This is a genomic window from Micromonospora sp. NPDC048040, assembly GCF_055587185.1.
In genome coordinates this window covers 34,676-51,302 of record NZ_JBVJGT010000034.1, presented here as the reverse complement: position 1 = coordinate 51,302, position 16,627 = coordinate 34,676, and the positions used below count along the sequence as shown (strand labels likewise).

The following is a 16,627-nucleotide window of genomic DNA, read 5'->3' as shown; positions in this document are numbered from 1 at the left end:
AACGCGGCTCGGGAAGTCACACCCATGGGAGAGAACAGACTAATGACCATCGCACTCTGGCGGCGCCTGCTGGCCGAGTTCACCGGCACCGCCCTGCTGGTCACCGCCGTGGTCGGCTCCGGCATCATGGCCGCCACCCTCTCTCCTGACGACGTCGGGCTCCAGCTGCTGGAGAACTCGACTGCCACCGCGTTCGCCCTGGGCGCGCTGATCCTGATCTTCGGCCCGGTGTCCGGGGCACACTTCAACCCGGTCGTCTCGGTGGCTGACTGGTTCCTCGGCCGCCGCGCTGGCACCGGCCTCACCGCCCGCGACCTCGGCGGCTACGTGATCGCACAGGTCGCTGGCGCGATCGGTGGGTCGATCCTGGCGAACCTGATGTTCGATCTGTCCGCCGTAGCCTGGTCGAGCAAGGACCGGGCCGCCGGCAACCTGTGGCTCGGCGAGGTCGTCGCCACCACCGGCCTGATCCTGCTGATCTTCGCCCTGGCCCGCTCCGGCCGCGCCCCGGTCGCCCCCGCCGCGGTCGGCGTGTACATCGGCGCGGCGTACTGGTTCACGTCGTCGACGTCGTTCGCCAACCCGGCGGTGACGATCGGTCGGGCGTTCACCGACACCTTCGCCGGGATCGCGCCCGCCTCGGTGCCCGGCTTCGTCATCGCGCAGCTCGTCGGGCTCGCCGTGGGCATCGGTCTCCTGGCTGCGCTGTACCCCGACGCCGGGCGGGCCGCCGACCAGGTGGTCGTCCCCACTGACGAACGCGACGCGGCGCTGGACCACCGCGCATGAGCACCCCCCAGGCACACGGCGGAGTGGACGGGCCCCACAGGGGCCTGCTCAACCCGTCGCGTCCCGCCGGCCGCTACCGGCTGCTCGACCGCAACAGCGACCCGGCCCGGTCGCTGCCTGCACCCCGTGCCGAGGCACCAATGAATCCGCGCTATGACCTGTACTGCAAGGAAGGCTCCTGATGTCCAAGCCCAGCGTCCTGTTCGTCTGCGTCCACAACGCCGGCCGCTCCCAGATGGCCGCCGGCTGGCTGCGCCACCTCGCCGGCGACGCCGTCGAGGTCCGCTCTGCCGGCAGCGAGCCCGCCGACCAGATCAACCCGGTGGCCATCGAGGCGATGCGCGAGGTCGGCATCGACATCACCGCCAACAAGCCGAAGATCCTCGACTACGCCACCGCCGAAGCCTCTGACGTCATCATCACGATGGGCTGCGGCGACGTCTGCCCCGCCTTCCCCGGCAAGCGCTACGAGGACTGGAAGCTCGACGACCCGGCCGGCCAGGACCTCGCCATGGTCCGTGGCGTCCGTGACGAGATCCGCACCCGGGTGGAGAACCTCCTCGCCGATCTCACCCCGACCGCCTGACGCAGCGTCGCCGCAGGGGAAAGCTCCTGCATCGCAGTAATCGGTGTGCGCGCCAACCGCCAGTTTCCCGATAGGCGCGCACACCGCAACGGTCAGCAGCAGCTTGACGCGGCTCCGCTGGTGACCGGCTCCTTCTCCGCGGCCGGGGTGCAGCAGGCGCTCTCAGTCGCCTTCTCCAGCTGCCCGGAGTCGGCCTTGACGGTGTAGACCTCCCAGGGCTCGTTGCCCGGGCCGCGCACCCAGACCTTGTCCTGGAGGGCGTAGCAGCACTCGGTGTTGTTCTCCTCGAGGGTGATCAGGCCGGCGTCGGTGAGCCGCTGGGTGGCGGCGGCGACCTCGTCGGCGCTGAACACCTCGACGCCGAGGTGATCCAGGACGGTGGGCTGCTCGGGCTCGCCTTCGAGCAGGACGAGCTTCAGCGGCGGGTTCTCGACGGCGAAGTTGGCGTAGCCGGGGCGGCGCTTGGCCGGCTCAACGCCGAACAGCTTGGTGTAGAAGGCCACGGAGCCTTCGAGGTCGGACACGCGCAGGGCGAGCTGGACACGGGACATCGGATTTCCTCCTGACAGATTCAGCGGACGTAGTGGTTGGTCAACGCGGTGGTACGGGTGCGGTCGTAGCGGGCGTCGGCGCGGCAGGCCGCGGTGCAGACCTGCCCGCAGGACTCGCAGAGCGTCACGTCCTGGACGTCGCCGGCGTGACGGCGGCGGAACAGCTTGATCATCGCTTCGTCCTTGCCTAGATGATTTTCGAAGCAGAGACCTACTGTTGCACCCTGTTTTGATATCTGTCAAGGTAGGCGTATGTCGAAACAAGCTCTTCCGGTGGTGGACCTTCAAGCGGTGGCGTGCTGCTCTCCGCTGGCGGTGCGTCCGCTGGATGTCGACCAGGCGGCGGCGGTCGCGCCGATGTTCAAGGCCCTCGGCGACCCGGTCCGCCTGCGGTTGATGTCGATGATCGCCTCGGTGCCGGAGATGTGCGTGTGCGATCTGACCCCGGCATTCGACCTGTCCGGGCCGACCATCTCCCACCACCTGAAGGTGCTGCGGGAGGCTGGCTTGGTCGACTCCGAGCGTCGGGGCACGTGGGTGTGGTACCGGGTCAAGCCGGAGGCGTTCCGCCAGCTCGGCGCGCTGCTGGACGTCTCCGCCACGCCGGCCACTGATGCCGCGTCTTAGAACGCGTGTTCGACTAACCTGTGATCGTGGAGTGGCGAACGCGCTGGTACATCACGATCCGCTGGGACCGGGCCGACAACTCGCCCACCGGCGTGACCGTCCTGGAGCGCGTCGTCGACTCCCCCGCCGACCTGCGCCGCCTGATCGCGCGGGCCCGCGCCGACCCGCACGTGGTCGCCTTCCCGTACCGGCCGGTGCGCGAGCTGGTCGGCGACGAGCCGCAGCAGTGCCACAACGGGCACGGCTACGCCGGAGGCTCGGCGACCACCCCGATGCGGGACTGGTGGCCGTGCCGCTGCGGCGGGCACCTTGTCATTCGCTGCCGCATGTGCCCCGACGCGCAGGTCGAGCCGCCGGTCGGCGCCGACTGCGACACACGCAAGGGGCAGGCCACGTCGCCGTGACCCGCCCCGCTGGTCCGCTCAGCGGACTAGCCCCAAGCCCGGAGATACATGATCCGAGGCCCGGTTACGTTCAGTCATCATCGTCGTCGTCTTCGACCAGCTCGCCTTCCCATGCCTCCTTGCCTTCCATCAGGGCGAAGACGGCGATGACGAACCCGGCGACCGGGTCGATCCAGGTCCAGCCGAGCAGGGCGTAGCCGAGCAGTCCGGCGAAGGTGGACACCGAAAGCCAGGCGCACAGCTTCGTCTCGGCGGCGTCGGCGAGCACGAGGCGGGAGTTCAACGCCTGCCCGGCCTTGCGTTTGCCATGCGCGAGCCACGGCATGATGATGATCGACAGCCCGGTGAGGACGATGCCGACGATCGAGGTGTCCGGGCGGGACTCGGTGGCCAGGTCGCGGATGCCCTCGAAGGTCACATAGGCGGCGAGGGCGAAGAATGTGATGGCGATGAACCGCAGCGCCCGCCGTTCCTTGGCCTCGTCCACGACCCCGTGCCGGATCTCGGCGCGCAGCCGGTGCAGCACCACCGCGGCGGCGGCGACCTCGATCCAGGAGTCGAACCCGAACCCGACCAGGGCGATCGACCCGGCGACGAGGCCGGCGACGACGGCGATGACGCCTTCGATGATGTTGTAGCCGATGGTGGCCTGCTCCAGCCGAATCGCGCGGCGGGCCGGTGCGCCGGTGGCCTTCGGCAGCGCGGCGCTCACCTGCGCCCGCCCTTATGGCCGTAGGTGGGGCACAGCGCGACTGCCTCGCCGGTCGCGGCGAGGAGGTGCTCGGCGGCGGCGAGCAGGTCCATCAGCTCGGGCCGGGTCAGCGTGTAGAACGACTGGCGGCCCTGCGCCCGGTAGTCGATCAGCCCGCAGTCGCGCAGGCAGGACAGGTGCGCAGAGACCGTGGACTGGGCGAGGCCGAGTTCTCGCACCAGGTCCACCACGCGGGCCTCGCCGTCGGCCAGGCGGCGCACGATCGACAGCCGTACCGGGTCGGCCAGGCCCCGGAACAGGGACACCGCAGGGGCCAGAGTTTCTCGTTCCACCTCTTGCATCATCGCCATGACCCGATGATAACGTCATCCCCTGATGCATCGTCAAACTCGGGTGTCATCGGTCACCGCTGGTTCTGGCCGATCCACATGTCGTGGCCGCCAGTCCGCGCACCGCGCGCTGGACCACCGACCGCCGCTGGCCGTCGAGATGGTGCCTGCGCCAGACTGGACCTTCCAGTACAGGGGAAGGCCGAGTCCCGACGACCGGAGGCGATCGGAATTGCGAATCGGGGAACTGGCCGCGGCGACCGGCACCACCCCCAAGACCCTGCGCTTCTACGAGGACAGCGGCCTGCTGCGCCCGGCCGGGCGCACCGCTACCGGGTACCGGGAATACACGGAGGAGGCGGTCGCGCGGCTGGACTTCATCCGCCGCGGCCGCGCCGCCGGGCTGACCCTTGCCCAGATCCGCGAAGTCCTCGCCGTCCGCGACCGCGGCCAGGCGCCCTGCCAGCACGTCGAGGACCTGCTCGCTGCCCGCCTACGCGACCTCGACGCCCAGATCGCCGACCTGCGCGCGCTGCGCGACACCGTCGCACAGCTGCACGGCGCGGCCAGCACTCCCGACCCCGGCAGCTGCCACCCCGAGCAGGTCTGCCGCTACCTGTAACCCACACGCTGCCGAAGGGGCTCGCCATGACCGCCGCCGCCGAAACAGTCCGAGAATCCGACCACGAACACTGCGGCTGCTGCGGCCGTCAGCTACCTAGAAGCGAGGTCGTCGAGCTGGGCAACACGCCGGGGGTGTTCATCTGCGTCGGCTGCGCGATCTGGGCCGCCCGCCGTGCCGGCCCGGCGGCGGCGCTGCGTCAGCTTCGGTTCACTCCGCTGGGGGCACTGGTGCGCAGGCTCGCCGGTGGCAGCACCGGTGCTGGGCCGCGGGGTGCTATCCCGGTCCTGCCCAGCACCGACCTGGACCGCACCGCGGCGTTCTACATCGCCGCTGGGTTCACCGAGACGGGCCGCCACGAGGGTTACCTGCTGATGCACAACAGCGGCGTGGAACTGCACTTCTCCCTTGAACCGGACGGTCCGGCACCTGGCCAGTGCTTCATCCACGTCACCGACGCGCTGAAGCTGTGGAAGCAGCTGCGCCACCGCGCCACCGCAGGGGTAGGCCCGATTGCCGACCAGGACTACGGGCTGCGCGAGTTCGTCCTGACCGACCCCGACGGCAACCGGGTCCGGTTCGGCAGCCCTGCCCGCTGAGGGCCGGCGACGGTCGACCTCAGGCGAGCAGCGGTTCGAAGATGTCGCGGCCGAGCGTGGTGGCCTTGTCCTGGTCGAGGACGGTGGCGGCCAGGCCGGGATGGGCGGTGATCCACGCCTGGGCGGTGGTGGCGTCAGCGAAGAAGTTGATGGTGGAGCAGCAGGTGTCGACGGAGCGGCCGGTCGCTCCGGTGGCCGCGTACACGATCACCACTTCCGCCGGCTCGTAGCTGGCGGCACCGTTGGTGATGGTCACGCGGACCGGTTGGCCGGTGTGCGGGTCGGCGGAGGTGATCACCGCGTCGGTGCCGAGCATGAACGGCATGCCCAACGCGTCGATGGCGCACATCGCGAACACCTCGACATCGCCGAGTGACACCACGTGCGGCGTTGGCGTTGGCGAGAACGGGTAGGCCGCGACCAGGCGCCCGGCGCTGTCCACGGCGACCAGGTCCTGGCGAGCGAGTTCCCGCAGCGCGTCGGCGGTGTCCAGGTCCGCCCCGTTGAGGGCAGCGCGGATGTCGGCGTCGCTGGGAGCGGTGCCGGTGGCGGCGAAGTGGCGCAGGATGGCCCGGTGCACCTGCCGCAGCCTGTCTGGCAGCTGCTCAGCCCGGCGGGGCCGGCCGGTCCGGATAGCGTCGCCCGGCCCGGTGCAGCAATCCGCCAGGCTCGGCCCCGTCGCGGCGGTAGCGGCTTCGCCGCCCATCGCCTGGCGCAGGGCAGCACGGATGGGCTCCTCGGTGGGGAGATCCAGGCGGCACGCGGCCGGGCCGTCGCCGCTGCCGCCCATCACGTCCACGCCGTTGACCAGGATCGACGGCGACGGGTAGTCCCCTACGACCTCGGTGACCACCGCCGGCGGCAGCCCGAGGTCGGCGAGCGCGGCGTGCAGCGCCTGCCGAGCGGGGGCAAGGTTCGGACAGTCCGGCACCGAACGGAGTTCAACCATCACCCGAGTGGGCAGAGCTGATCCGACGATGGCCTCGATGAACCGGCCCGCGGCGTCCGCGGCCTGTTCGACAGGGAACACGGCGAGGTCGTCGCGTCCTTGGGCCTCAGCCCACTGATGTGCGGCTTGCTTCGTCGGGAAGAACAGCTGGTGATGGCAGTAGCTGGACAGCACCGCGGGAACCGTGTCGCCCACACTGTTGTCGCGAGCTCGCACGAAGGACAGGACAACCCCATCGACGGAGATTTCCTCGATGCCATCGGCTGCCACGAGCAGTGAGATCGGCTGCCCGGTCGTCTCCAGCGACGACTGCACCGCGATCGTCTTGCCCAGCACCCGCGGTAGCCACAGCGTGTCCGGCGCACACCACGCATACAGCGTCTGCCCGTCGACCGTCAGTCGGTGCGGCGACGGCATGTCGGGCAGGGACAGACCCCAGAAGGCAACGATCCTGCCCTGCCTGTCCCGATGGTGAGTGCCGGCCAAGACACCGTCGATAGCAGCGGTCACCTGCTGTTCCGGCAGGCCGAGCCGCTCGGCCAGCGCTGGGATGGTGACCGGCGCGCCCTCGGCGAGCAGCCGCCACAGCCCGACGGCGATGCGCGCCTGGGCCGGATCGAGCACCGGCATGATCTTGACGTATTCCGCCAAGAGCCGGTCCAGTCCGCCGCCCTCGGCCCCTACAGCATCTGCTGCCGCGGTCATCGCAGCCTCCTCACAGCACGCGGCCCCGGTGGCAGAACGCTCACCCCGTGGCCGTCACGGCTCTACCGGTACCAGACTGGACCTTCCAGTACAGGGGAAGGTCAAGGCGCTCGCGCCCATCGGAATCTCCCTCACATCTGCTCGGGGGCCGCCGCGGCGACCACCATGCCGTCCGCGTCGATCCGCACGCCGGGGCCGGACACGTCGCCGCCCGCCGCCCGCACCGCCGCGATCCGCTCGAACACCTGCTTCCCGAAGCCCAGCCGCTCCACCGACGGCACCACCACCAGGTCGGCCACCCCGTCGGCGACGTCGGCGACGGCCTCCCGCCAGCCGCGGGCGCCGACGTGCTCCCCGACCACCTCGTAGCCCTGCTCGGCGCACCACCGCTGCGCCGCCTTCGTCAGCTCCTCCAGCGTGGCCCGGCCGCCGCGCACCGCCCTCGAGAACAGCACCGCTCGGCGCCGCCTCCACCGCCGCGCCTCCCGGTCCCACCGCGCGTGCTCGTACAGCCGGGACAGGTCCGGGCCGGAGCCGTCGACGTCCGGGGCGCAGCGCACGAACTTCTTCGCCTCCACGTCCCAGCGGACGTGCCAGCCGAACTCGCGGGCCTCCCGGTGGCCCGGCCACCGGCCGGTCCAGTCCGCCCGGCCACAGTCGTGGCCGCCGGTGTCGGGCTGCGCCCGGCACCACATGCGCTTCATGCCCGTGGCGAGGCACTCGGTTACGTCGCAGTCGTCGCGGTGCGCCTCGCCGATCGCCACCTGGCAGGCCGGGCAGGTGCCGCGCGGCAGCTCCTCCATGCTGTCGGTCGGGCCGGCGCCGGAGGCGCGCACCAGGTCGGTACGCGCCTCCGGCTGACCCGCTGGGGTCACGCTCACTCGCTGTCCTTCGCGTCAGGCTCGGCCGCGTCCAGGTCGGCCTCCGGGCACGGGTCCGGCTCGGCGTCGGCCTCGGCGGCCTCGGGCTCCTCGGCCTCCGCCAACGGCTCCTCGGGCTCGACGTCGCCCTCGGGCAGGTGCACGTCCTCGATCGGCCGCACGCCGTCGGCGTCCTCGACGTAGCCCTCGGCCTCGTCGTACTCCAGCGCGGCCTCGGCGTCCTCCTGCTCCTGGGCCAGCCGCCGCTCTTCCTCCTCCTCGACCAGCTCGCCGTGCCAGGTCTTCTCGGCGTCCGACAGCTCGTAGCCCTCGGCCACCAGGCGGTCCAGCCACGGCAGCACCAGGTGCTCCCGGTTGGAGTACCGGCCGGCCGCCACGGTCGCCGTGTTGCCCTCGTGCGCGGCGACGAACCGGGCGACCAGCAGCCGGTTCAGCCGGTCGATGCCGGCCGTCTGCCCGTCGCGCGGGTCACCGCCGGCCAGGGCCGCGACCAGCTCCTCCTCGCACCGGTCGAAGAAGCCGGGCATCACCACGGCGGCGCGCATCGCGTCGACCAGCAGCGCCTTCGCCGCCTTCGCGCTGCCCCACTTCTCGACGAGGAACCGCCGCCGCACTTCGCCGGCGTCGGCCAGCTTCTGCCGCCGCTCCTCGGCCTCCCGCTTCTTCAGCTCCTCGGCGACCTTCTGCGCGGGGCTCTTGTACTGCGTCCACTTCGTGCGCTTGTACCCGTGGGCCTCGGGGTCCTCGCACACGATGACGGCCCGCATGTTCCCGTACGAGCCCTCGATGATCGCGCCGAAGCCCTCGACCGTCTTCAACGCCTCCACGTCGAGCGGCTGGTCGTCGGCGTCGGCCAGGTCCTCGACCTTCGCCATCTGGCAGTTCCACGGCCAGTCCTTCGGCTTCTTCAACACCCGGACGCCGGCCGCCGTCAGCTCCTCGGTCAGCTGCTCGGTGGCGCTCTTGTCGTCGCGCTTGCGCTTCTCCTCCTGGACCCGGTGGCGCACGCCCCAGCCGGACTCGACGCCCTTGAGGATCCGCTCCATCGCCTTCGGGTCGTCCTCGAACTGCTCCAGCGCGGCGACGTCCTCCAGCGTCAGCTTGCCCGCGTCGGCCGCCTCGGTGGCCACGTCGCCGAGCGTCTTCAACTTCAACGCCGACTTGACGTGCACCTGCGTCCGGCCGGTGCGCCGCGCGATCTCGGCGACGTCCAGGCCGAACAGCTCCAGCTGCGCGTACCCGTTCGCCCGCTCGCTCTCGGTCAGGTCGGCGCGCTGGTCGTTCTCGACCAGCATCGCGACGACCTGCGCGGGGGCCAGGCCCTCCATGTCGGGCCGCACCAGGCACGGCACGGTCAGCGGCTGGCCGTCCGGCCACTCGCCGGCCTCGATCGCCTCGGCGGCGGCCGCCGCGCGGCGGTGCCCGGCGACGATCCGCATGCCGCCGTCCTCGGGGACGACGGTCAGCGCCTGCAGAACGCCGCTCGCGGCGATCGAGGCGCGCAGCTCGGTCAGGTCGCCGAGCTGGGTGCGCAGGTTGGTCGGGTGCGCGACCAGCTCCCGCGGGTCGAGCTGCGCGAGGTACGGCGCGTTGTTCGCGGTCTTGGCCGCCGCCTTCGCCGCCGCCCTCGGGCGGCGGGTCTTCGTGGGTGCTGTCACCTCTCGGTCCTTCCTACTCCACGTGAACTCGCGTACGGTCTTGGCCGTACACATTCATTGTATACGACAAGATCCACTACCGTCCAATCAGGAACCTCGCTGACCTGCCGATTTGCTCGGAACGGCGGGGCGGTCCACGATCGAACGCATGCCACCTCTGCGTAACCGAAGGCTCGAACAGCTCCTCGGCGGGCCGATCGACGAAACCCTGACCTACGCCCAGGTCAAGGGGCTCATCCCGAACACCACGGAAGGCCCCGACCTGGACTTCAAGCGCGACACGTACGGCCGAAACGACCCGGAGCGGAAGAAGCTGTGCGGCGACGTCGGCGCGCTCGCCAACGCCAACGGCGGCCTCCTCATCCTCGGCATGGAAGAGGACAACCAGGGCCGCGCCAAGAAGGACTTCGGCGTCGACATCAGCGACGGCGAGCGCATCCGGCTCCGGCAGACCGTCATCACCAACGTGCAGCCGCCGCCGACCTTCGAGATCATCCCGGTCGAGGACCCCGACCGGGATGGCACCGGCTTCCTCGTCATCTCGGTCGCCCGGACGGCGACAGCCCCGCACGCCTACATCCAGAACAAGGCGCTGCTCTACCCGAAGCGGATCGGCACCGAGACCGCCTGGCTGTCCGAGGCAGAGGTGGCCGAGGCATACCGGGCGCGGTTCGCCGGATTCAAGGACCGCATCGATGAGGCCGCCCGCATCGAAGTCGACCTCCTCCAACGTCTCGCGACCGACGAGATGTTCCTGGTCGTCACCCTGGTCCCAGACCTGCCAGGCCGCTTCACCGTCGACAGCGCCGCGCTGAGCGCCTTTCAGCTGAGCAATGCCCAACAGCCGCCAGGCGCATTCGGGATGCCGGTACGTAGCTTCGTGCGTTCCACCGTGCGGCATCGCCGCCTGGTCGGTGCCGCCACCTATGAAGCAAACAAGCCGTACTCGCGTGGGGCGTGCGAGCTGCACGAGAACGGGAGTGGCGTCTTCGCTACGGCAGTCGGTCCGCGGTCGGGACACCCGAACGGGCATCAGAACCTCGTGGACGGCCCGTCGCTCACCGTCGGCATCTGCGCGGCACTGCGGTTTCTTGCCCGCCACGCACGCGACCGCGCGGCCGCCGGTGGCCTCGCCACCATCCGAGCCACCCTTTGGCCGGTCACGTCCGCCTTCCCGGGCGGCCCGGTCGTCCCGGTCAAGTTGGTCTCCAGCGTTGGGGACCCAAACGAGGAACTCGGCACCGACGCCGTAACCGAGTCGCCGGTCGCTGACATGGTCGCCGACATCGACGATCTCTGCGACGACGGTCCGGCGCTGGTCGCGGCGACGTACCGGCTCGCCAGCGAGCTGTTCCAGGCGTTCGGTGCCCCCGAGGTGCCTGCGATCACGCCGGACGGAGCCGTCCGCCTCACCTTCTGGTATCGGGACCAGCAGGCCCATATCGCCGAGTGGGCCAAGGAGGCCAGCGTCGAGCTGCGCAGGTAGTAGCTCAGCTGATCTCCACCTCATCTCGGGCCCGCACTCGGTCGGAGTCGTTGGCTGAGAGGCGACGCCACCACCGCCCGCCGGGACTCCTTCGACCGCAGGTACGTCACCCCGTGCACCAGGGCGTCCAGCCGGTCCGGGGAGTCGCCCGACTCGGGCGTCCACGTCGTCAGCTGGTCCTCCAGCGCCGGGAACGTCCCCACGTGGTGCACGCGCGGCGGGTCGACCTCGTACCGGGCTGCCACCGGCTCGGCGCGCACCCGCTTCGACTGGCGGGCCTGCACCACGTCGATCGGCGGGTCACCGCCGCCGACCAGGCCCTCCTTCTGCATGGCCACCCAGGCGTCGACCAGGATGTCCCGCAGCCACCCCGACGAGCCCTCGTACACCACCACGTCCGCGTCGACGTCCAGGTAGCACTGCCAGATCCGGCGGGCCGCCGCCATACCGGCGATCTTCATGCTCCGGTCCGCCAGCACGTAGTGCTCGCCGTCCTCGCCCCGGCCGACCGCGACGATGCCCGTCTCGTCGCTCGTCTCCGACACCGTGTCCGCCGGGTCGACCGACACCACGGTCCGCACCAGCGGCGGCACGTCCTCCTTGTCGACCCGGCCGGCCTCGATCCACGACGACTTCCACAGCGCGCCGTCGACGTCGGACAGCAGCTCGGCGTCCAGCTCCTGCCGGCCCAGCCGGGTGCCGCCGTACTGCTCCAGCAGCTCCTCCAGCGCCTCCGCGCTGAGGTTCGCCGCGTTGTCCAGCGTCCGCCCTCGGGTGATGACCACCCGGGGCCGGCGGGACCGGGCCCGCTGCTTCTTCGCCCGCGCCAGCAGCTTCTTCACGTGCGGCAGCGGCTTCGGGGTCGTGCTGACGACCATGCGCGGGTCGGGCGCCTCACGCATGCAGAACCACAGCATGTCGAACACGCCCTGCGCCGTCTGCAACGGCCAGGCCGCGTACTCGTCGAGCCAGCAGCCGTCGAAGTCGTAGCCGCGCAGCGTGTCCGGGTCCTGCGCGCCGAACCCGCGGATGATCGCCCCGTTGGTCAGCTCCAGGTACGGCTCGCTCTTGTTGAACGTCCGCACCTCCTTCGGCGGGATCACCGCCAGCAGGCCGGCACGCCGCGCCGTGAAGCAGACGTTGTACACCTCGCGGTGCGTCTTCGCGATGACCGCGTAGTGCCCGCCCGGCCTGGTGCCCGCCCAGCCGCGCACCGTCTCGGCCCCGGTGCGGGTCTTGCCGAAGCCACGACCGGCCAGCAGCATCCAGATCCGGTAGTACGCCGGCTCCATCTGCTCGGGCCGGGCGTGCCGCCGCCAGTCGTACCGGACGAGGCCCTGGACCTCCGACACCTCGCGCAGGTACGCGGCCAGCTCGGCGTCGGTCATCAGCGCCGGGTCCGGGTACGCCAGCAGCACGGCTCAGCCCTCGGTCCGCATCTCGGCTGCGCGCTGCCGCAGGTCGACGACCGCGCACCACGCGAGGGCCAGCTCCGTCGCCAGCATCACCGCCGGGCAGCCCAGCGACGCCGGCCCGACCCACCGCAGGCCCGCCCACGCGGCGGCCGCCAGCAGCGCCAGCCAGCCGACGAGCAGCGCCCGCCAGCCCCACGCCCGCCGGGCGAGAGCTCGCGCCTGCTCGCGGCCCAGGGGCGGCCGCGGCGGCACGGCGAGGCTCGGCGCCGGCGGCGGGGCGACCGGGGCGAGGCCGCGCACCGGGCCGCCCTGCCGGTACGCGGGGGCGGCGATCGGCGTCCGGCGCCCGTGCAGCAGCCGCGCCGACCGCAGGCCACGGGTCACCATCGCAGCGCCACCAGCGCCACCCCGGACATGCCGGCCAGCAGCGCGCCGACCGACACGCACCACACCGCCCAGCGGGGCGCGCGGATCTCCACCGCGATCCACGCCTCCCCGTCAGCCTTGCTCCGCCGGACCATCGGGCGCCTCCTCGTCCTCGTCGTCGTCGCCGCCCGGGTCGCCGGGCTCGGCGGTCGGGTTGCCCTGGCCGGCGCGGGCCGCCGCCTCGGCCATCAGCGCCCGGAAGAAGTCGGCGCGCTGCTGCTCGGTCATCTGCTCGACCTCGGCGCGGATCGGCCCGCCGTCCGGCCCGGTGTGCGCCGTCGTGGAGTCCGGCAGGCCCAGCGCCAGGCGCTCGACCCGCGTCGACACCTCCAGCCAGCGGGCGATGTCGCCGGGGGTCAGCTTCGACGCGTCGAGGTTCTGCAACCGGGTGACGAGCTTCCCCTGCAGCGCCGACGCGATCCGGGCGTGCCGCCGGGCCATGTCGCGCCGCTGCTCGGCCAAGCCCTCGGCATACAGCCGGTCCTCTTCCCGGTCCCACGCCGACGCCCGCTGCACCCACTTCCAGCGGGTCGCCAGCTTGTGGAGGTAATCCCGGCTTTTGTTGACCTGCTCGGCGACCTTCGCGACGGTGCGGGTGCGGCCGAGGTCGCGGTACAGGGCGAAGTACCCGTACGCCTTCTCGGGCTCGTTGCGCTGCCGGTCCCACGCCAGGATCTCCGGCTCGCTCATGGTCACCTCCTCGTGCTGCTGGGCGGGCGGCCCGGCGGGTGCAGCGCCGGACCGCCCACGTCTCAGTGCCCCGGCCTGCGTCCTCCGCTCATGGGCGGTCGGGCGATCGCCGCGTTGCCGTACATCAGGGCGTCGTCCAAGGCGGTCAGCACCATTGACGTCTCCCGGCCGGACGGCAGGCTGCGCATGGCCTGCGCCATCGCGCCCTTGATCGTTCGCCGCCACGCCTGGTGCGCCTCGGCGGTCGCCAGGTCCACCGGCGGGTGGTAGTCGCAGCGCCGGTCCAGCTCGTGCCGCTGGCGCTCGTCGAGGCCGGCGTACAGGTCCTCGCCGCTCTGGGCGGGTCCGGTCATCTCTTCCTCCAGGGGGTCGGGCCGCGGTGCGGTACTGCGGCCGGATCGCCGGTCCGCGGGCAGCCGACCGGGACGTGAGGGGGGCCAGCCTCAGCCGGCCAGGTAGTCGGCGGCCAGCAGCTCCAGGGCGCGCCACCGCTGATCGGCGGGCACCTCGCCGGAGCGGACCAGCTTGTCCACGGCGCGGTGCAGCACCGCCGCCGCGTCGGCCGGCATCGAGCGCGTCTCCAGCACCGTCTCGATCGGCACCAGGCGGTGCGCGTGCCCGATCGGCTCGCCGCTCTCCTCGTCGAGCCACACGCCGTCGCGCAGCTCGCCGAGGTGCCGCTCGAACACGGCGAGGATGAGGCCGAGCGCGGTGGCCACGTTGCCGACGTTGTGGGCGCCGTGGGCCGTCGCGAGCGCGTCCAGGGTGGACTCGTAGTCGCCGTACCCGGCGAGCCAGCGGGCGTCCGCCTGGGTGAGCTTGCGGGCCTCGTCGAAGCTGGCGCGGGCCGCCTCGAGTTCGTGCGGCAGGAACACCAGCTGCACCGTGGCGAAGTCCAGGTTCGCCTCGGACAGGCCCTCCAGGTCGACCTGCGCGAGCAGGTCGAGCTGCTTGTCGTCCAGGCCCGAGTAGGCCCGCCAGTCCACGTCGTCCAGCTCCTCGTACAGGTGCTTCAACGTGGCCGGGTCGTCCTCGCCCTCGATCGCGTTGTGCGACAGCTGCAAGGCGACCTGCCGGGCGCGGGTCAGCGGCTGGTCGACCACGATGACGTCGACCTGCTCCAGGCCGACGTCCAGCGCGGCCATGATCCGGTGGTTGCCGGACAGCACCACCATCCGCTCGCCGGCGGTGTCGTTCCACACCAGCGGCGTGCTGGTGAGCGCGCCGTCTCGGCGGACGTTCGCCACCAGGCGGTCGTACACCTCCTTGCGCATGTACCGCGCGTTGACCTCCAGCAGGGTCAGGGTGCGCGGGTCGACCCGTTCGGGGCGCAGGTTGAGCGGGCCGCCGTCGGCGGGCCCGGCCAGCTCGTCGACGTCGCTCACCGCTCGCCTCCGCCGCGGTACTGGATGGCGAACCCGGGGATGCCGAGGCCGAAGTCCGGGTCGGCGGACGCCGGCCGGATCGGCGCGTGCAGCACGAACTCGTCGGCCGAGCAGGCCGGCCGGTCGGGCATCAGCCCGGCGGGCACGCCCGACCAGCGGAACCGCTCCTGGCAGGCCAGGCAGCGGATCGAGAGCTCCACGATGTACGCCACCACCGTGGTGTCGTCGTCGGAGGCGGTCAGCCGCTGCACGTCGGCGTCGAGGTGCATGTCGACGTGCTGGCACGGCTTGTCCGGGTCCGCCGACGGCGGCGGCATCCGGAACCGGCCGTGGTCCGGGCACACGCCCGTCTCGGCGCCCTTCTCGCACTGGTAGGGCGTCATCGCGTCCCACAGCGTCTTCGGGCAGCCAGCCAGCTGCTCGGCGGCCGGCGGCTCGCCGGGCTGCTCGTCGCTCATCGCTCGTCCTTCCCGTGGCGGCGCTTCCACTCCGCCAGCGCCTCTTGCAGGGTCCAGTCACCCAGGGGGCCGCCGTACTGGAGCTGGTAGCGGTGGATGCCGTCGGCGGCCGGCTCGCTGCGCTTCTGCAGCTTCACGCCGGGGATGCCCCGGCCGTACTTCGCGCTGTTCGGCCGGTCGGTGAACGCCGTGGTCGACCAGCCGAACAGCCGCTTCGACAGGGACCGCTGCAACAGCAGCTGCGCCTCGCGGCTGGCGGCCGCCATCACGATCAGCTTCGCCAGCCGCCGGTACCGGGTCCAGGACACCGGGAAGTCGCTCATCAGGTACGCGGTGCTCGGGTCGAACTTCGGCGGCAGGTACGCGAACGCCCCGATCAGCTTCCCGTCCACGCTCACGCCGCAGGCCAGCAGCGGCGACCCGGGCAGGATCGTCTTGCTCATGAACTGCGACCGCACCGCCGAAAACTGGCCGCCGGTCAGCACGTGCAGCGCCATCCGGTCGCCCAGGTCCTCGTCCGGCCCGATCTTCGGCAGCAGGATCGGCGCGACCTGCTGGGCGGGCGCGACCACGCGCCGCGCTCCGGAGCTGGCGTACACGTAGATCGGCATGCCCCGGTTGGAGGTCTGGACAACGCCGCGCAGCCAGGGGCGCAGCTCGTCGCGGGCGATGTGCAGGCCGAGGATCCAGTGGGGCCGGTCGAGCACCGCCCCGATGATCTCCTCCTTGCCGTCCTCGTCGAGCATGTCGTAGCTCGGTGCCGGCCAGTCGAAGAACTCGTCGATCCCGGCGAACTGCGCCTCGTAGTCGCCGGCGAAGAACGGCGGGAACATCGCCACCGGCGCCTCGGCGGGCACGACGTCGCGCAGGTAGTCCCGCACGTCCCCGCAGTAGTAGTCCGCCAGGCGCAGCGTCAACGCCGACAGCTTCGCCACCGTCTTCGCGTGCATCGTCGGGAACTGGCCGACCGTCGCGCGGACCATCCGCTCGTAGTAGACGCCCTGCCGGCCGACGTACTGGAGGAACCGGGTGCCGAGCATCAGCGTCGCCAGGGTGTCCGTCGACGTGCCCAGGTACGGCTCCAGCCAGGCCAGCTCCTCGGCGTGCTCCTCCTTGAGCCGGTAGTCCAGCTCCCGGCCGGCGAGCCACCAGCCGAGCGCCGAGCTGTACGCCTGGACGTCGTTGCCGTGGATCGCGCGCCCTTCGCCCGGGCGGCTGTGCAACGTCCGCTCGATCGTGAAGTTCCCCGAGCAGCCGACGTACAGGTCGGTGTCCGGCCAGGACTCCGCGTGCTCGTAGATGATCGAGCGCAGGTCAGCCGGGATGCTGCCGTGGAACACGCCGCTCACCACCTT

Annotated in this window: 23 protein-coding genes; 8 read left to right on the top strand and 15 right to left on the bottom strand. The window is 71.5% G+C overall.

Annotation, left to right across the window (positions count from 1 at the left end; genetic code table 11):
- Positions 1 to 42: 42 nt before the first annotated feature.
- Genes ACZ6O2_RS25555 through ACZ6O2_RS25545 form a run of 3 tightly spaced genes read left to right on the top strand, consistent with a single transcriptional unit; the run spans position 43 to position 1,375 of the window.
- Entirely contained in the window at positions 43 to 789 is a 747-nt protein-coding gene (locus tag ACZ6O2_RS25555) for an aquaporin (RefSeq protein ID WP_466024584.1), read from the top strand.
- Complete coding sequence (locus ACZ6O2_RS25550) at positions 786 to 971, top strand: hypothetical protein (RefSeq protein WP_466024583.1); 186 nt, start codon at positions 786 to 788, stop codon at positions 969 to 971. Before ACZ6O2_RS25555 ends, ACZ6O2_RS25550 begins: the two co-directional genes overlap by 4 nt.
- Positions 968 to 1,375: an arsenate reductase ArsC gene (locus ACZ6O2_RS25545; protein ID WP_466024603.1), complete on the top strand. Its 408-nt coding sequence runs from the start codon at positions 968 to 970 to the stop codon at positions 1,373 to 1,375. Before ACZ6O2_RS25550 ends, ACZ6O2_RS25545 begins: the two co-directional genes overlap by 4 nt.
- Positions 1,376 to 1,467: 92 nt before the next feature.
- Here ACZ6O2_RS25545 and ACZ6O2_RS25540 read toward each other — a convergent pair whose 3' ends face one another.
- Both ACZ6O2_RS25540 and ACZ6O2_RS25535 read right to left on the bottom strand, forming a co-directional pair.
- Positions 1,468 to 1,926, bottom strand: coding sequence for an ArsI/CadI family heavy metal resistance metalloenzyme (locus tag ACZ6O2_RS25540; protein ID WP_466024582.1), 459 nt, complete (start codon positions 1,924 to 1,926; stop codon positions 1,468 to 1,470).
- Positions 1,927 to 1,946: 20 nt separating this feature from the next.
- A complete protein-coding gene (locus ACZ6O2_RS25535; RefSeq protein ID WP_466024581.1) occupies positions 1,947 to 2,099 on the bottom strand; it encodes a hypothetical protein in 153 nt (50 codons plus the stop codon).
- Between the two features lie 79 nt (positions 2,100 to 2,178).
- Between ACZ6O2_RS25535 and ACZ6O2_RS25530 the strand changes: the two genes are divergently transcribed.
- Positions 2,179 to 2,553, top strand: coding sequence for an ArsR/SmtB family transcription factor (locus ACZ6O2_RS25530; RefSeq protein ID WP_466024580.1), 375 nt, complete (start codon positions 2,179 to 2,181; stop codon positions 2,551 to 2,553).
- 26 nt (positions 2,554 to 2,579) lie between these two features.
- Positions 2,580 to 2,957: a hypothetical protein gene (locus tag ACZ6O2_RS25525; RefSeq protein WP_466024579.1), complete on the top strand. Its 378-nt coding sequence runs from the start codon at positions 2,580 to 2,582 to the stop codon at positions 2,955 to 2,957.
- 70 nt (positions 2,958 to 3,027) lie between these two features.
- Here ACZ6O2_RS25525 and ACZ6O2_RS25520 read toward each other — a convergent pair whose 3' ends face one another.
- Together ACZ6O2_RS25520 and ACZ6O2_RS25515 are read right to left on the bottom strand one after the other, a co-directional pair.
- Positions 3,028 to 3,669, bottom strand: coding sequence for a cation efflux transmembrane domain-containing protein (locus ACZ6O2_RS25520; protein WP_466024578.1), 642 nt, complete (start codon positions 3,667 to 3,669; stop codon positions 3,028 to 3,030).
- The gene (locus ACZ6O2_RS25515) at positions 3,666 to 4,019 is read right to left on the bottom strand and encodes an ArsR/SmtB family transcription factor (protein ID WP_466024577.1); all 354 of its coding nucleotides are present in this window, start codon (positions 4,017 to 4,019) and stop codon (positions 3,666 to 3,668) included. The genes ACZ6O2_RS25520 and ACZ6O2_RS25515 overlap by 4 nt, the downstream gene beginning before the upstream one ends.
- Positions 4,020 to 4,230: 211 nt before the next feature.
- On the opposite strand from ACZ6O2_RS25515, the gene ACZ6O2_RS25510 reads away from it, so the two are divergent.
- Both ACZ6O2_RS25510 and ACZ6O2_RS25505 read left to right on the top strand, forming a co-directional pair.
- Positions 4,231 to 4,620 (top strand): heavy metal-responsive transcriptional regulator, encoded by a 390-nt coding sequence (locus tag ACZ6O2_RS25510; RefSeq protein WP_466024576.1) that lies wholly within the window; start codon positions 4,231 to 4,233, stop codon positions 4,618 to 4,620.
- Positions 4,621 to 4,646: 26 nt separating this feature from the next.
- Complete coding sequence (locus tag ACZ6O2_RS25505) at positions 4,647 to 5,219, top strand: bleomycin resistance protein (protein WP_466024575.1); 573 nt, start codon at positions 4,647 to 4,649, stop codon at positions 5,217 to 5,219.
- 19 nt (positions 5,220 to 5,238) lie between these two features.
- Here the strand turns inward: ACZ6O2_RS25505 and merB are convergent, their stop codons facing one another.
- The 3 genes from merB to ACZ6O2_RS25490 all read right to left on the bottom strand — a co-directional run bounded on the left by merB (position 5,239) and on the right by ACZ6O2_RS25490 (position 9,412).
- The gene (gene merB, locus ACZ6O2_RS25500) at positions 5,239 to 6,873 is read right to left on the bottom strand and encodes an organomercurial lyase (protein ID WP_466024574.1); all 1,635 of its coding nucleotides are present in this window, start codon (positions 6,871 to 6,873) and stop codon (positions 5,239 to 5,241) included.
- Positions 6,874 to 7,004: 131 nt separating this feature from the next.
- Complete coding sequence (locus tag ACZ6O2_RS25495) at positions 7,005 to 7,754, bottom strand: recombinase family protein (protein WP_466024573.1); 750 nt, start codon at positions 7,752 to 7,754, stop codon at positions 7,005 to 7,007.
- Positions 7,751 to 9,412 carry a ParB/RepB/Spo0J family partition protein gene (locus ACZ6O2_RS25490; RefSeq protein ID WP_466024572.1) on the bottom strand — a complete coding sequence of 554 codons (1,662 nt, stop codon included), beginning with the start codon at positions 9,410 to 9,412 and terminating at the stop codon, positions 7,751 to 7,753. The genes ACZ6O2_RS25495 and ACZ6O2_RS25490 overlap by 4 nt, the downstream gene beginning before the upstream one ends.
- A gap of 112 nt (positions 9,413 to 9,524) precedes the next feature.
- Between ACZ6O2_RS25490 and ACZ6O2_RS25485 the strand changes: the two genes are divergently transcribed.
- Positions 9,525 to 10,898: an AlbA family DNA-binding domain-containing protein gene (locus ACZ6O2_RS25485; protein WP_466024571.1), complete on the top strand. Its 1,374-nt coding sequence runs from the start codon at positions 9,525 to 9,527 to the stop codon at positions 10,896 to 10,898.
- A gap of 20 nt (positions 10,899 to 10,918) precedes the next feature.
- Here ACZ6O2_RS25485 and ACZ6O2_RS25480 read toward each other — a convergent pair whose 3' ends face one another.
- The 8 genes from ACZ6O2_RS25480 to ACZ6O2_RS25445 form a co-directional block, all read right to left on the bottom strand.
- Positions 10,919 to 12,316 carry a terminase large subunit domain-containing protein gene (locus ACZ6O2_RS25480; protein WP_466024570.1) on the bottom strand — a complete coding sequence of 466 codons (1,398 nt, stop codon included), beginning with the start codon at positions 12,314 to 12,316 and terminating at the stop codon, positions 10,919 to 10,921.
- A gap of 3 nt (positions 12,317 to 12,319) precedes the next feature.
- Positions 12,320 to 12,700 carry a hypothetical protein gene (locus ACZ6O2_RS25475; protein ID WP_466024569.1) on the bottom strand — a complete coding sequence of 127 codons (381 nt, stop codon included), beginning with the start codon at positions 12,698 to 12,700 and terminating at the stop codon, positions 12,320 to 12,322.
- Positions 12,694 to 12,834 (bottom strand): hypothetical protein, encoded by a 141-nt coding sequence (locus ACZ6O2_RS25470; RefSeq protein ID WP_465999624.1) that lies wholly within the window; start codon positions 12,832 to 12,834, stop codon positions 12,694 to 12,696. Before ACZ6O2_RS25470 ends, ACZ6O2_RS25475 begins: the two co-directional genes overlap by 7 nt.
- The gene (locus ACZ6O2_RS25465; RefSeq protein WP_466024568.1) at positions 12,812 to 13,429 is read right to left on the bottom strand and encodes a hypothetical protein; all 618 of its coding nucleotides are present in this window, start codon (positions 13,427 to 13,429) and stop codon (positions 12,812 to 12,814) included. Before ACZ6O2_RS25465 ends, ACZ6O2_RS25470 begins: the two co-directional genes overlap by 23 nt.
- A gap of 62 nt (positions 13,430 to 13,491) precedes the next feature.
- Positions 13,492 to 13,782 carry an Acb2/Tad1 domain-containing protein gene (locus ACZ6O2_RS25460; RefSeq protein ID WP_466024567.1) on the bottom strand — a complete coding sequence of 97 codons (291 nt, stop codon included), beginning with the start codon at positions 13,780 to 13,782 and terminating at the stop codon, positions 13,492 to 13,494.
- A 90-nt stretch (positions 13,783 to 13,872) separates the two neighbouring features.
- A complete protein-coding gene (locus ACZ6O2_RS25455) occupies positions 13,873 to 14,814 on the bottom strand; it encodes a hypothetical protein (RefSeq protein WP_466024566.1) in 942 nt (313 codons plus the stop codon).
- Positions 14,811 to 15,272: a hypothetical protein gene (locus ACZ6O2_RS25450; RefSeq protein WP_466024565.1), complete on the bottom strand. Its 462-nt coding sequence runs from the start codon at positions 15,270 to 15,272 to the stop codon at positions 14,811 to 14,813. The genes ACZ6O2_RS25455 and ACZ6O2_RS25450 overlap by 4 nt, the downstream gene beginning before the upstream one ends.
- A complete protein-coding gene (locus ACZ6O2_RS25445) occupies positions 15,269 to 16,621 on the bottom strand; it encodes a putative antirestriction adenine methyltransferase (protein ID WP_466024564.1) in 1,353 nt (450 codons plus the stop codon). Before ACZ6O2_RS25445 ends, ACZ6O2_RS25450 begins: the two co-directional genes overlap by 4 nt.
- Positions 16,622 to 16,627 lie beyond the last annotated feature (6 nt).

Excerpts from the sequence above, each read along its gene's own strand:
- ACZ6O2_RS25555 (WP_466024584.1), top strand. The coding sequence starts at position 43 with ATGACCATCGCACTCTGGCGGCGCCTGCTGGCCGAGTTCACCGGCACC.
- ACZ6O2_RS25550 (WP_466024583.1), top strand. The coding sequence starts at position 786 with ATGAGCACCCCCCAGGCACACGGCGGAGTGGACGGGCCCCACAGGGGC.
- ACZ6O2_RS25540 (WP_466024582.1), bottom strand. The coding sequence starts at position 1,926 with ATGTCCCGTGTCCAGCTCGCCCTGCGCGTGTCCGACCTCGAAGGCTCC.
- ACZ6O2_RS25535 (WP_466024581.1), bottom strand. The coding sequence starts at position 2,099 with ATGATCAAGCTGTTCCGCCGCCGTCACGCCGGCGACGTCCAGGACGTG.
- ACZ6O2_RS25530 (WP_466024580.1), top strand. The coding sequence starts at position 2,179 with ATGTCGAAACAAGCTCTTCCGGTGGTGGACCTTCAAGCGGTGGCGTGC.
- ACZ6O2_RS25515 (WP_466024577.1), bottom strand. The coding sequence starts at position 4,019 with ATGGCGATGATGCAAGAGGTGGAACGAGAAACTCTGGCCCCTGCGGTG.
- ACZ6O2_RS25505 (WP_466024575.1), top strand. The coding sequence starts at position 4,647 with ATGACCGCCGCCGCCGAAACAGTCCGAGAATCCGACCACGAACACTGC.
- merB (WP_466024574.1), bottom strand. The coding sequence starts at position 6,873 with ATGACCGCGGCAGCAGATGCTGTAGGGGCCGAGGGCGGCGGACTGGAC.
- ACZ6O2_RS25475 (WP_466024569.1), bottom strand. The coding sequence starts at position 12,700 with ATGGTGACCCGTGGCCTGCGGTCGGCGCGGCTGCTGCACGGGCGCCGG.
- ACZ6O2_RS25470 (WP_465999624.1), bottom strand. The coding sequence starts at position 12,834 with ATGGTCCGGCGGAGCAAGGCTGACGGGGAGGCGTGGATCGCGGTGGAG.
- ACZ6O2_RS25465 (WP_466024568.1), bottom strand. The coding sequence starts at position 13,429 with ATGAGCGAGCCGGAGATCCTGGCGTGGGACCGGCAGCGCAACGAGCCC.
- ACZ6O2_RS25460 (WP_466024567.1), bottom strand. The coding sequence starts at position 13,782 with ATGACCGGACCCGCCCAGAGCGGCGAGGACCTGTACGCCGGCCTCGAC.
- ACZ6O2_RS25450 (WP_466024565.1), bottom strand. The coding sequence starts at position 15,272 with ATGAGCGACGAGCAGCCCGGCGAGCCGCCGGCCGCCGAGCAGCTGGCT.